Consider the following 13,467-nt stretch of genomic DNA (forward strand, 5'->3'; position numbering starts at 1 on the left):
CCTCAGTTTCAGTTTATATCAGTGCTAAATATAGTAAATTCCAAGTAACTATTACGCAAAACCCCAAATTACAAATAGCTTGAATCCCAATCCTTCAGGTACTTTCCGGCACCATTTCGCGATACCCCCCTTATGAAATTTCGCGAAAATTCACGCGTTGGGAACGCGCGTTCGAAACCCCTTGATCCCCAAGGTTTTTCAGCCCCCTACCCCTCATGTAACGATTTCAGTATTTGTATAAAACATGCATATCTTCCACCCGTGTTTTTCTGTTATGACACCTAGTGCATAGTGGTTGCCAGTTGGTCTCATCCCAGAAGAGGATCATATCACCTCGATGAGGTATGATGTGATCAACAACAGTTGCTTTGGTCAGCTCACCAATCTGAATGCACCTTACACACAGTGGGTGTCCTTGAAGGTATTTCTTCTTAGCCTTACGCCACCTGCCATCATAGCCTTTGTCTGTCGAGCTTTGCACAGTTGCTGCATGCTGCTTGGTATGAACATCACAGTACTTTCCTGCTGTGAGCAGTGGACAGCCTGGATGCTTACATGGCTTCATTGGTTTATTTGGCATACAGCTTCCTCCCTAAAGTTAAAGCCCTGAGATTGCTCTCAAGGCTAATGGATATACTTCTACAAATCTATTGTCTCACATAATTTTTGATTTTCATAGCGTCCTATAGGCGGCTTCTTAGCGTCCTATAGGCGGCCAATTTTCATTTGCTTTTTCAGCTGGTATCTTAGCTTTTTATGTTCAAGGCATAAGTATAGAAATGTTCGATTGTACGATAACGATGTGACCTCAGCACCACACACAGCACACGGTGGCAAATACATCTGTTCATGTGGACTAAGCCTTTTGATTTTTATTTGATCTTCAACAGCCTCTCTATATCCCATTTTACCCCCAATAAAAAAGAGTACGCAATCGCGTACCCTTAGTTATGAACTTTAAAAATGAACCTTGGACAACCAAGATTCATTCGTGTAGACTTCTACATCTTCACTGTATCATATGATTTTGGAATTTCATAGCGGCCTATAGGCGGCTTCTTGGCGGCCTCGAGGCGGCCAATTTTATCGTTTGTATTTTTAGCTTCGCCATCATATACATTTGCAGCTTCTTCAATCGATCGCTTGTGTAGTTTCTGTACCCACCGCATATTGTACCCTAATGTTATGGCTATCTGGTTCCACTCCTCTCCTTCAATGTAGCGGAGCTCAAGTAATCTTCGATATCTCTCATCATCAATCCTTGAGATAACAAGTGCCATATTCAGCTTTAGAGCATACAGTTCGTCTATTTGTGCATTGATCTCCTTTTCTAGTTCGAGCTTTCTAACAATCACATTTTCCATTGAACTCTTCTGCTTAGACGATGATACTTTGTCCATTTGAAAGCTTGATGTGACTTTCTTTGCTTGAGTATCCAACGTTTCAACCTGGTTCAACATCATTTTGATTTTTCTATTAAGCAAGTTCGCTTGTTCAAAATATTCTCTTACATCCATTCGCATTCCTCCAAGTTTTTCAAGATTGCTCTCACTTCATCCAAACTTGTCACTTTGTAAGCTTTGCCGCCAGCCTCCTTGATCTTCTCAAGAGCTACTGACTGTAGTTTGGTTAATCTTCCTTTCTCTGTCTTTACCTCAAAGGCCACAAAGTTTCCTCTGTAACAACAGATGATGTCAGGGATTCCAGTAGTGCCATACATACCACCATGCTCCTTCCAACAGAAGCATTTAGGTTGAGACTTAAGGTATTTAAGGATCTTACTCACAATTTCCTTCTCTGCCATTTTCCTCTCAAATCGTAACCAGTAACTTGTGTTATCAGATTCTGATATAGGGTACTTATATTTTGAAATTTATAAAATCATATTTACAATCGTGAAATTATCGTTTTCGTGTACCTATAGAATTTTACTTACTACAAGTTACAAGTTTCATTTTATTAGTTAATATCTATCTGTTTTTCTTGTCTGTGTTTCCTTGTTACTCTAAGCATTTCAGCTTTACCGGCCAACTTTTCAATATCACAGCTCGTGCCCATTTTCTCTAAGTCGAATATGTATCCCTTCTTTATTTCAGTACCAAATCTTACTGTTCCATATGAGTGGAAATAGTCCTTGTGTTTAATCTGACGTATAAACTGAGTGTATGGAAGTACCTCCCCAACGATGGCATGATCTCTAACATATTTCGTAAAGAGGTCATATGTCAGCTTTAAGTCGAACCCAATCCTCTCGTAGTTTTTTATGAAAGTGTAGTGAACATCTGATGTTAGTTCCATCCTATCGAAGATTTCGAAGGTCTTGTCAACAACGCTCTTGTTGTGATCATTACCATCCAGAAGATACTCCTTGACTGAGTACACAAGGTTTCCCTGAAATATTTCTCTCTCCTTCCCGAAGAGCTCTTTAATCGTCATTCCATACCTCTCAGCCAATTTCTCCAGGAGGAGCTCGCCACACATAAGCACTGCAATGTTATGTCTGATCCTTGATGGAAGTCTCTCTTCAAGGCCCTTGAATACCTTCTTATGGTGTGCTACAAGTTCTTTCTCATTAATCTTCAGAGCTTCTAACAGTAATGTCTTTCCGAGTTTCTGGAGTATATCCTCACTGTTTACTATCACTTCAAACGCTCTTAGTCTATCTAGACTTTTCAAGTCAGTCTTTGAGAACAGGAGCTCCATGGACCTTTCCTTTATCGCTGTCTCCATTGGGCTCTCTTCACCTGCAAGCACTATTGGTGCATTGAGATTGTATAGTACTACACTCATGTCCGGTCTTCCTCTCTGTCCTGCATGTCCATCATATGCGTCCCTTAAAAAGTTCATAAGTGCATCAACTCTTGTTTTATCCAAAGTTGAAGGCTTATATTCATCCATTAGGAACGGTATTGTGTTGCTGCTGGCTGCTGTCTTAAGCAGGGTAAATCCTGTCATCTTGCCAGCTCCTGTGATACTCTTTGATGAGAAAATCGGATAAAGTACCCTCTCCATTGTGTTGCTCTTACCACTACCCGCTTCTCCTGTCATGATGAGGTGTGGGAACTTTATCTTTGCCTTTCTAAGCTTCTCCTTCACAAAGCAAGCTGCAGCGAAGCAGAGAACTGTGACTGTCTTGGCGTGCTCGTTGTACTCTAGTATAGGCTTTGCTATCTGCTCCAGCTCCTCCTTCGTGATAACATCACTTTCCAGGATATCGCTTGCTATCTCACAGCTCTTTGACATTGGTACAATTTCTCCAACAGCGTTGCCATCACTGTCAATGGCTCCATTTGTATCGATGAATGCCCATCTATCGCTGACTTTGAATAGCCCAATGCAGCGGACACCTTGTTTAATTGGATACTCTTGTTTCGACACATGTGCCTTTATTAGCTCCAGATCACCTTCAGTGCCTGTATAGGATAATGATATTGTGTTCTGATTAAGGCATCTCTTGAAGCTCTGCAGGTTTGACATTTCAACCGTCATGAATGTTCTTTTGTACTCTTGTCCGATATCATTCTGGATGATGCATCGTAACTGCGCTTCTTCGTTATCTTGTATTAGCTCCAGTGGTCTTATGACGAAGTTTGAGATGATGAAGGAGTTGCCATCAGGTCTTATCTTCACGTAGGTATTTCCTCGCTCTATGATCCTTCCTCGGCTGTCCAATGCTTCGTAGACCTCTTCAGTGCTGTCACATGCCTTTTCAAGTACTTCTTCACCGTAGGTTCTGCCATCAACATAATGCTTCGTTGACCATTTCTCACGGTTCAATCCACTTGCCCTGAAGATCCTGTCCATCTGGTCCTTGTCTCTTCCTGTCCAGAATGCAAGTTTCATGGCGAAGGCAAGATCTGCTTCACTTTGGGATGAGTATTTGTCCTGCCATTTTCCTTCGTAAAGGAGTTTGAAGTCTTCTCCGTTTGAGGATGCCTGAGCTCTCTGGATAACTTCATCGTCTGTCAGTACAGTCTTTACTGCTGTTTTGCGTGGAGCCTTTGGCTTCCTCTCTTTAGCTATAAATAGCTTGTGCACCTCTTCTATTCCATCTTGGCACTCATTAACCGGGAACTTACCTCCAGTTATCGAATCACCAGTTACTGTGAAGAACCGAGCTTCCTCGTACATCTCCACACCAGTCTCGCTATTTTTACGACCTTTTGGTGGCAGCACTCCTTTTGCAATGAAGTGGAGACCTGTCTTTGAAGGACTTATTTCACAATACGTAGGGAGGAGCTCCAGACACCTCTTCCCTATGTCTGAGAGCTCCCCTGTTTCTTTGTTTCTGCAATTATCTATATCTATTCCAACATAACCGTTCTTTGAAAAAACATATCCTATTCCGCTGTATTTGAACCTATTCTTAGCCTCTACAGCCTTATCGAATGTGGTCCATGTTATTGGAGCCTTGCTGCTGGCCTTCTTGCGGCTTAGTGGATTGTAAGGCACCTTTGTAGGTTTATCCCTTCCTGGTACCTCTTCTATGTTGTAGCAGACCCAAGCCTGCTGATCCTTTAACTCTTGAGGAAAGTTATCACATTCTCTTACCATAAGCACCTACCTCCTCGCACAGATCATTAAAGTACCTGATCTTCATGTTCTTTTGTTCTGCTCTCTCTATTTCTTTCACCATGCCAGGAGAGCGTTTGCTTCCAAACACCCATAGCTCTCGACATTTTGAAAGGAGAACTATTCCCATGAACAGTGCATCTTCCCTTTCTTCAGGCTGATTGTCATCCATGAACTGAGGGAACAGAAGGTGAGGAGCTATGGGGATTACACCCTTAGTTACAGCGAACCTGCTGTACCGTCTGGCACGTTCAACATTGGTAGCAGTGTCACCAGCGAATGGTGAACAGATATATACTACTGGTTTGAATCTTCTTTCCTTCTCGATTTTGACCAAGGCTGCATATGCTGTTGGATCTATGTAGTGTTCTGTATTGTATAGATTTATGCGTTCCATTTTATCAACTCCATGTTCATTATTCTTTCTCGCTCAAGTACCTTCCTTAAGCCTCTCATGGCTCCGTCAAGATCTCCTGCGAGAGCTTGTCCTCTTATGGTTTTATATGTTTGCTTTGGGATGCTACACTTGTAGTTCTCCAAGTCTTTTATGAATTTCTTGCGTTCTATCATCTTAGCTCCTCCAAGCTTCCAAACCTGTCTCCTATAGCTCCTTCAGCTACGATTGGTACATCGAAGCCTTCGAAAGGATCTGCCTCCATGCAACCCTTTATGAAGGCGTATGCCTCTTGGACCTTGTCCTCTGGTACTTCGAATACAAGCTCGTCGTGGATTGTTAGTAGTGGCCTAATATATTGTCTCTCGGTTAATCCTTCTATGAGCCTTGCCATAGAGAGCTTCAGTATATCTGCTGCCGTGCCCTGTATTGGCGTGTTTAAGGCGCACCTCTCCCAGTAGGACCTTACACCCCACTCAGGGCTCAGGATGCCTCTCAGGTACCTTCTGCGGCCCAAAGAGGTCTCACTGTATCTTTTGTGCTTTGCCATTCTCTTTGTGTCGTTCTGCCATCTGGTTAGTCCAGGATAGCCTGACTTAAGGTTGTTTATTATCTTGGCACATTCATCATCGGTCTTTAATAGCCCTGCTTTAAACTGCAGATTACGCTGTAGTCCCTTAGGATAAAGGCCATAAAACGCCCCGAAATTGGAATTCTTAGCTATGCTTCGTCTTTCCTTATAATCCTTATTTCTGGTGTCCACAGCTTCCTCGAATGGAATGTTGTAGATTACCGAGGTTGTCTGTGCGTGTATGTCTCCACCATTCCTATAGGTTTCAAGCATCTTCGCATCCCGACAATAGTAGGCTCCGACCCTAAGCTCAATCTGAGAGAAATCAAGGTCCAGGAACTTGTGATTATCTTCTGCTTTGAAGAAGTTACGCACACCTATTGGGTCATTGCCCTTTCGTGGTATATTCTGCAAGTTAGGTTTCCTGCTGGCGAAGCGTCCTGTCTCCGTTCCAAGCTGAAAGAAGTTAGGATGTATCCTGCCTGTAGCGTCATTAACCTGAGTTAAGTAGCCCTCTATGTAGGTTGACTTAAGCTTCCCCCACTTCCGAAACTCCAGTACCTTATCAAAAAGGGGTACAAGCTCCGGTCTGTTGTCATTGCTCCAGTCTGCCAGGAGCATCAGCGCTTCGTCGTCTGCTGCCTCGTTAAACTTCTCAGTGGTCTTAAGTACCGGGAGCTCCAGCTCTGTGTATAAAAAGTCCTTGAACTCCTTCGTTGCTGCATTTAGTCCTAGATTGACCTCTCCGATCATATCGGAGATATCTTCCCTCAGCTGTCCAAACTTCTCCTCAGCCTCTGCCTTCTTCTCAACCATCAGGTCGATGTCGACAAGGATACCGTTGTGCTTCATCATGCCTACGAACACAGCAGTTGGTGATTCTACTTTCTCGACTATGTACCTATGGCTTGGCATGTATTTGTCGAACCACTCGTTGAACAGGTGGTACAATCTCAAAGTGTAATCCGAGTCAGCACATGCGTAACTGATGGTTTCGTCATCATCTGGATCCAGTTCATCAAAGTGCCTGCCTGCTGTAACATCAGCGAAGCTTGGCATCTCCACTCCAAAGAACTCTGGTACCAGCTTCTTAAGACCACTGTCCTTCAGCTCCCGAAACTCTATCTCTGTCTTAAGTGTCAGCTGACTTGCTGCAATAGTGTCGTAGCAAGGCTCCTGGATCACTATACCTTGGTGGTAATAGAACATTGTTTCGAAGGCTAGGTTATGTGCGATTTTTATCCGATTTTTGTCCATCAGTAATTTTGCAATATAGGCTTCTACATCCTGCATATTTGTTACGTTGTTTCCTCTCCCATGGCGAAGTGGCAGATAAACTCCGGTTCCTTCGCTGACACTAAATGACACACCGGTGATGCTTGATTTGTGTGGATCAAGAGCTGCTGACTCTTCTCCTCGATGCTCATCATCAGCTGAGGTCTCAATATCGAAGGAGAATATCTTCTTGTTGCCTATGTAGTCTTTAAGTTCATCCAGTGTTTTAATACACTTGTAGTCTGTCATGTTGTCTCCTTATAGGAGGAGCAGGCAGCTAACCTGCTCCATTACAATTCCTCTTATCTGAATTTATCCAGGATCTCCCCGGTTTCTACGTCTATGAATGGATTCTCATTATCGTCGACTCCATCAACTTCGTAGCTAATCTTACCGCTAAGATATTTGACATCCTCTGAAACTTTCGCCACTATTTTGAGCTCCTCTTCTGTCAGCTTCCTATCAACGGAGAACTGGGCCTGTGAATAAGCTATCCCTCCGCTGTTTGTGACCTTTCTTAGAGTGAACTTAGTAACAACCATTCCTGTTTTCTGGCCCCTTCCAAAGAGCTTCAGGACATATCTGTTGAATTCCTTTATGGATCCTGTTGGCAAAGTTATGATCACCGGAAGTATGCTTCCTTCGGTAAGAAGGTATATCCTTCGCCTTTCTTTACATGCTTTGCTGCCATTTTCACCGCTGCCAAACTTGTTGTACTGGCAAGATGAGCATGCTCCTCCTGGTTCTCCTTGACCAGTTATACCATCATAGCTGCCACAATCTGGTGGAAGATTGCCTCCTGAATACTTGCTCTTATAAAATGCCTGGACTGGATGATGATAAAGAATTACTGCCTTAAAGGACCTTACCGTTACAGTTTCATTGGAATCATCACCAGGTATCTCAAATACTGTTGATCCTCCTGTAGGTATCTTTACTCTCTCAAAGCTCAGGTCCATGCCTGCAAGCTCCTCACTTAGGTTATCTGCCAGGTTTACGTCCACTAGCTTCAGGAATCCCTCATTTGTTATTGGCACCATGATTTCATTTTCTTTCTCTTTCATTCTTTATGTCCTCCTCGCTATGTTTAATGCTTCAATGCACTTATTTTCTTCGTTTCTTTGCTTCCATGCTTCTTTGTTTCTTTGTTTCTTTGTTTCTATGCTTCTTTGTTTCTATGCATCAGGTGCTTTAAGCCTTCCTGACCCCAACTGTGGTCCTCTCGAATACGTTTACTTTACCTTCGAGCCAATTGGGTAATAAATCCTCATTTTCTAATATCTGCTCTTTGACGAAGGCAGACAGACTGTTTGCGTTGACAGTCTCAACCACAAGGGTTCCATACCCTTGTTTCTTGAGGGCTTCAAAAAGCTCCTCTTTCTTCTCTCCTGCAGCGGATGCGTAGATCTTAGTGTTTAGGTAAAATAGTGTGCCGCTGCGATTGAAGCTCTGTGTCTCATTGCTAATCATTAGTTCAGTTAGTCTCTGGTCAGTTTCATCGATTGTTTTGTTAATGAATTTCAGCTCTTCCTCCACTTGCTTCTTTACGCTCCTGAGGTCCTTTAACTTGTCAGCTAGTTTGAAAATCTCATTCTCTATGTTCCTCCCCTCCCCTTATGTGATTATGTTCTTCCAGTTGTCCACGATTGAATGTGCGATATCCTCCTTCTTCTGGAGGGCAGTGAGTACTGTTTCGTCGATAGTTCCTTTAGCAACCAAGTGAATGTACACGCATTTGTTCTTCTGACCAATCCTATGTATCCTAGCCTTTGCCTGAATGTAGTCTGCATAATTGTAGGATAGACTGTAGAAGACACAGGTGCTTGCTGCAGTCAACGTTATCCCCATAGAAGTGGTTTGTATCTGTCCCAAGAAGACTCTGCATTCTGGGTCCTCCTGAAAGCGCCGGATCTCTTCTGCTCTATCTCTTGTACTTCCGTGGATAGTAGCATGCCCGACCATTCTGTTTTCAAAGAGCTTTTTGATCTGTTCTATCTCCGGGATGAACCTGGCCATTATAACCAGCTTTTCTCCTGATTCGAGAACTGAGTCCAGGATGTCTTCCATAGCCTCGAGCTTGGCGCTTGATACTTGCTCGTATCTCTCTGTTTCATCGTCTGCCTTAATGAATCCACCAGTCATCTGCTGAAGCCTTAGGATCCTTGTTAGGATGTTTGTGGCTGTTACCTCACCTTTGGATAGCTCCAGGTATGAGTCACTTACGAACTCCCTATACTGCTTCAGAGCTTTGGGTTCGAGGATTACTGGGTGTATCTCGTCTATTGTCTCTGGAAGGTCCAGAGCGTCTGCTTTTGTTACTCTGTAGGCTATTGAATGTGCTTTCTCAATGAGCTCTGGCATATTCTTATAGGCTACTGGTTGATGGAATGTTCCAAGGACCGCATATCGGTTCTTGAAAGCGTAGAATGAGCTGCCGAAGATGCTTTCATCCAGCATCTTGTACTGTGAGTAAAGGTCCAGTGGATTCTGAGTTACTGGTGACCCTGTGAGGATCATCCTGTATCTGCACTTCCTGGCAATCCTGTGGACTGTCTTACTGGTCTTGGCCCCTGGGTTCTTAATCCTAGTTGATTCGTCTGCTACGATGAAGTCCGGAGCCCACTTGAGAAGTTCATCCTCGATAAGAGGTACACTGTCATAATTGACTACTGCTATCTGCAGGCCTGTACCTGTGATCATCTTTAGTTGCTGCACCTTCTTCACGGTGCTTCCAGTTAGGATTCGCAGTATATACTGAATATTGGAGAATTTTTCAAACTCCTCCTGCCACACTCCTACGATTGACTTCGGAGCTATGATGAGAGCTCGCTTTATCTTGTTGTTCAGGTACGCTCTACCTAGAACTGCAATAGTAGTGATTGTCTTGCCGCAGCCCATTTCATTCCATCAAAAGTGCTACGCCTTTTGATTTGGCTTCTTCTTTTGAGATCTTAACCACCTCCCTCAATGATCCCGAGGATTCTGCAGGCTAAGTTGTAGCCGATGACTTGGTGCGAATATGGTTTGACTTTGATTGGCATTGGCTGGTCCGGCTCCACCAGATGTTGTGCCTTGGTCTTCTGTTCTTGACTGTTTTGAACTTGAGTCTTAAGGTCATTTCTTAATTCTTTCATTGACTCCTCTTGGTATCCCATTTCTTGGATACTAGTTATGCTACATTGTAGTCGCATGTCTAAACACCTTGGTATTACTAGGTTTTCATAATATCACCTCCGCCCTCTTTGAACGCCAGTTCTTAGAACGTATGTTCTATTTTATTGTATCGCACCTGTCAGTACTTGTAAATCGAACAAGCGAATATTTTTGTTAGAAGTTTCGACATCCAGATTCGACACAAAAATACGTGTTTTATATAAAATAAAAGACCTTGCAAGTTTAGCAAAGTCATTATTTTATATATATTCAATATTGTTTTATATAAAGTCTATACTTTTAAAATTTGGAGAACACTTTAATTATGTTATGTATCACCTCATGTTAAAATGTTAAACATTTTTATCAAGTCATTTTAGATAGAAGCTCTTTTTTCTTTTCAGTAAATTCGTCTTCAGTTATTAATCCTTCTTTAAGAAGCATTGCAAGATCTCTTATCTTGTCTGGGATTGAAGTAGTTTTAGCATCTATTGTTTTCTCATCAATAATATCCATCTTCTTTACTGAATCTACAACCACGAATGATTTTTCAGGGATTAGTTTTTCAAAAGCACCAATACTACTTTTGCTAAAGCTCATGGTTTTTAGCTCATGATTTATATTATAGTATAGAATTACCTCCCGTTCATCGTGTGTAATTATCTTTGACTCAACAGGCTTTACCGCCTTTCTACTCCCTAAAAGAGCACCTATTCCGCCAGCAACAACTCCCCCTACAACTGCTCCGCCTATTGATAATCCCCCTCCACCTCCACCAGATATTTTTGATTCTCTAAAAATCTCTCCTTCACTAGAGAAGTACTCAAGATCTTTCAAAGGTATTCTTAAACAATAAAAATGGAGTGATGATTCAGGGGTGAATAAATGTGGATAATCTCTAGGATAGAAACAAAGATTGCCTTCACTCAACCACATGTAGTTTGTTCCTCTCAATAGATAGCCAGTTCCAAATTTGTAAGTCACTACAGTGGCATCTTTGGGTACATTTTCCATTTCTTTTTTTTCATCATGAATTCTTTTCATTTCCGCTTTTACCAAATCAGCTTCTCTAGCCATAACTTCTCCTTTATTACATCAAAGATTATTCCAAATATATATTACTAGTTGCTATTTATATATATTCCAATTATGCTAATCAATTCTCCACTTCTATGAGATTCAATACGAAGTTATTCTAGAACTAACAATAAAATGCTGTCATTTCTATTATATATTTCCAATACATTTTTAATTTTCATTATACGCCTTATCTATATACTCTTTTGCTTTTTCAAAATCATCATCAGACTTAATAATTATCTGTAAATCACCAGTTCCAAAATGCCCTGTATTCCGCATGTCTCTAGTGAATCCCTGCTGCAATACAAACTCTTCAGGATTGAGCCGTAAATGAAGTAGAATCTTACTTAGATATATCTCTGCACAAACAATATTTTTTACTTTTTTGAAAGCAACATATAATTTTAACTGGTTTTCTGATACATCATCACCTAGGGATAAGATATAATCTCTTATTGATTCATAGACAGTTCTTAAACTAGATGGCGCGCTTTCATATTGCTGTAAAAATGTTTTTTCAACAGGCACTTTCCAGCCTGGATCTTCAGGCCATATAGTAATTGGTTTCACCTTTGGTGAATTTATATAATCAAACAGTACTAATCCTTGGCCAAACTTCTTATATCTTACTAGTTTAATATTTCTTTGCATTTGATTAACTGCATGTTCATCAAATTTTGTAAAGTCTGATGCAATGCATATTACACATGGTATTGTCCAGTCAATGAGATCTGCCTTTTCTTTTCCTAATTGTTCCATAACAATCAATTTGAAATCAGCCTTATGATCTAGTAACCAATCTAAGTAAAATAGCCCTTGATTTATCACATTTTCATTTACACTACGTTTATACTCAAATATTACAGGACAATTATTTTCATCGAGACCTAAGCTATCAATGCGTCCATTTGTAATTGGGTATTCGCTTTTTAGAAATGTTACGCCAAAGAAAGTAGGCATGTTATGTTCTATAAGTATTTGAAGCTCCTTTTCAAGTACAACAGAAGATGAAGGTAGTTCAACAACTCCAGTTGAAGTCGAGAACAATTTGATATCCGCCATAAATTATCACCTTATGTCCTTTGTATATTTGATATTCACTCTCTTCATGTGAGTTATCCTAAATAAATATTCTCATTGTGCCATTCTAAATAGTGCGTATCAGGTATCTGATCCATTCGTTCAGGTAAGATGATTAATCTCTGGCCATGATGAGCATAATATTCATTACCATTACCAAAATCCACTTTTATCCGAGGGCTAACCTCAACCTGGTACTCCTTATTTACTGTTATGTAGCCTCTGTCAAATAAAGTATGGAAATCTTTTCTTAAGAGCAATCCGTTCTTTACTTCATGTGGTCCCTCAAGGCTATAAGGCTTGATATGGGCTGATTCTAAAACTGGCAATGTTTTTTCACCAGTAATTGCACATCGTCTTTTATATGCATCAGTAATTAGTACTTTGAATGCCCCTTGTCCAATTCTCGGTTTAATAAGCTGCTCTTTCCCATAGCGATTTAATATCGTATTTACTTCAGGTAAGTTTTTCTGTCCGAGAATAAACAATTTCTGCTGAACTGTTTCATATAAATGCAATCCTTGGTCTTCAGCTGTATTATTAGTCTTACCTTGAACAATACTTCTATTCCAATCTTTTGGCACGGGTATCCAATCGCCTTCATCAAGGTAAAATGACATTGAAAGTATTATGCATCCAATTTGAGGATCAGGATCTGATAAGCGATTAGTTTCCTTGTATTTATAGACTCTGCTATTAAGTTCCTGTAGCGTTTCTGCTCCGTTAGCAACCCGCCATTACGGAACTAATATCTGATCTCCTCTACTATGCAACGGTACCCGTTAAACTCAATATTTGATCCAACTTTTGCCCCTTTTAGTGACTTCCCTAAATAAGATGCCCTTGTTACTTCAACCATAGATTTGCTCCTTGATATTGGGGATACCCTCTCAACAAATTTTACTGTTATACGAGTATCATCTATTAGCTTTCTTAGTATTACAAATCTATACCCAAACTTATTTTGTACTGTGTTCTCAGAATTTTTATCAATTCTTTTGTCTGGTTGATCTTGATTGCTGCCTCCAAAAATTGAATTTGGAAGTCCAGTTACAGCTGGTCCATTATTTCTTATTCTACGTTCTTCTGCTTTTTTCAGTCTAAGCAGTTCAGCTTCGATTATCTTATCCCTATCTGGCTGTATAGGTTGCTTTTCATCTCTTGCCTTATAATGTCGGCACTCTTTATAAAAACTAGGGCGTATGTAAATAACATCGGCTTGTTGTTTACTGCAGTACTTTTCTATACAATTTACACACTGAAAGCATGAATCACCATTTTTGTACTCATTTTCATAAATAGTTCCATTCCAATTTACACGAGATTTTGGTCTAAGCATACT

General features: G+C 40.9%; 15 protein-coding genes. All 15 read right to left on the reverse strand.

Annotation, left to right across the window (positions count from 1 at the left end; all coding sequences use genetic code 11):
- Positions 1-226: 226 nt before the first annotated feature.
- The 15 genes from J2Z34_RS14415 to J2Z34_RS14485 all read right to left on the reverse strand — a co-directional run bounded on the left by J2Z34_RS14415 (position 227) and on the right by J2Z34_RS14485 (position 13,464).
- Positions 227-580, reverse strand: a complete 354-nt coding sequence (locus J2Z34_RS14415; RefSeq protein WP_209460571.1) for an HNH endonuclease signature motif containing protein — start codon at positions 578-580, stop codon at positions 227-229.
- A gap of 421 nt (positions 581-1,001) precedes the next feature.
- Positions 1,002-1,517 carry a hypothetical protein gene (locus J2Z34_RS14420; protein WP_209460572.1) on the reverse strand — a complete coding sequence of 172 codons (516 nt, stop codon included), beginning with the start codon at positions 1,515-1,517 and terminating at the stop codon, positions 1,002-1,004.
- Positions 1,508-1,804, reverse strand: coding sequence for a VRR-NUC domain-containing protein (locus J2Z34_RS14425; RefSeq protein ID WP_209460573.1), 297 nt, complete (start codon positions 1,802-1,804; stop codon positions 1,508-1,510). The genes J2Z34_RS14420 and J2Z34_RS14425 overlap by 10 nt, the downstream gene beginning before the upstream one ends.
- Before the next feature lie 155 nt (positions 1,805-1,959).
- A complete protein-coding gene (locus tag J2Z34_RS14430; protein WP_209460574.1) occupies positions 1,960-4,554 on the reverse strand; it encodes a phage NrS-1 polymerase family protein in 2,595 nt (864 codons plus the stop codon).
- Entirely contained in the window at positions 4,538-4,969 is a 432-nt protein-coding gene (locus J2Z34_RS14435) for a DUF7768 domain-containing protein (protein ID WP_209460575.1), read from the reverse strand. Before J2Z34_RS14435 ends, J2Z34_RS14430 begins: the two co-directional genes overlap by 17 nt.
- The gene (locus tag J2Z34_RS14440; protein ID WP_209460576.1) at positions 4,957-5,142 is read right to left on the reverse strand and encodes a hypothetical protein; all 186 of its coding nucleotides are present in this window, start codon (positions 5,140-5,142) and stop codon (positions 4,957-4,959) included. Before J2Z34_RS14440 ends, J2Z34_RS14435 begins: the two co-directional genes overlap by 13 nt.
- Positions 5,139-7,061, reverse strand: a complete 1,923-nt coding sequence (locus J2Z34_RS14445) for a bifunctional 3'-5' exonuclease/DNA polymerase (protein ID WP_209460577.1) — start codon at positions 7,059-7,061, stop codon at positions 5,139-5,141. The genes J2Z34_RS14440 and J2Z34_RS14445 overlap by 4 nt, the downstream gene beginning before the upstream one ends.
- A 53-nt stretch (positions 7,062-7,114) precedes the next feature.
- Positions 7,115-7,876 (reverse strand): hypothetical protein, encoded by a 762-nt coding sequence (locus tag J2Z34_RS14450; RefSeq protein WP_209460578.1) that lies wholly within the window; start codon positions 7,874-7,876, stop codon positions 7,115-7,117.
- Between the two features lie 127 nt (positions 7,877-8,003).
- A complete protein-coding gene (locus tag J2Z34_RS14455; protein ID WP_209460606.1) occupies positions 8,004-8,411 on the reverse strand; it encodes a gp33 family protein in 408 nt (135 codons plus the stop codon).
- Between the two features lie 15 nt (positions 8,412-8,426).
- Positions 8,427-9,710 carry a DEAD/DEAH box helicase gene (locus tag J2Z34_RS14460; protein ID WP_209460579.1) on the reverse strand — a complete coding sequence of 428 codons (1,284 nt, stop codon included), beginning with the start codon at positions 9,708-9,710 and terminating at the stop codon, positions 8,427-8,429.
- A gap of 53 nt (positions 9,711-9,763) precedes the next feature.
- Positions 9,764-9,946 carry a hypothetical protein gene (locus J2Z34_RS14465; RefSeq protein WP_209460580.1) on the reverse strand — a complete coding sequence of 61 codons (183 nt, stop codon included), beginning with the start codon at positions 9,944-9,946 and terminating at the stop codon, positions 9,764-9,766.
- Between the two features lie 385 nt (positions 9,947-10,331).
- Entirely contained in the window at positions 10,332-11,042 is a 711-nt protein-coding gene (locus J2Z34_RS14470; protein ID WP_209460581.1) for an SHOCT domain-containing protein, read from the reverse strand.
- Between the two features lie 171 nt (positions 11,043-11,213).
- Positions 11,214-12,107 (reverse strand): DUF5655 domain-containing protein, encoded by an 894-nt coding sequence (locus J2Z34_RS14475; RefSeq protein ID WP_209460582.1) that lies wholly within the window; start codon positions 12,105-12,107, stop codon positions 11,214-11,216.
- Between the two features lie 53 nt (positions 12,108-12,160).
- Positions 12,161-12,745 carry an HNH endonuclease gene (locus J2Z34_RS14480; RefSeq protein WP_209460583.1) on the reverse strand — a complete coding sequence of 195 codons (585 nt, stop codon included), beginning with the start codon at positions 12,743-12,745 and terminating at the stop codon, positions 12,161-12,163.
- Between the two features lie 125 nt (positions 12,746-12,870).
- Positions 12,871-13,464 (reverse strand): hypothetical protein, encoded by a 594-nt coding sequence (locus tag J2Z34_RS14485; RefSeq protein WP_209460584.1) that lies wholly within the window; start codon positions 13,462-13,464, stop codon positions 12,871-12,873.
- Between the last annotated feature and the right edge of the window lie 3 nt (positions 13,465-13,467).

The sequence above is a fragment of the Youngiibacter multivorans genome (genome assembly GCF_017873395.1).
Classification (GTDB): domain Bacteria; phylum Bacillota; class Clostridia; order Clostridiales; family Clostridiaceae; genus Youngiibacter; species Youngiibacter multivorans.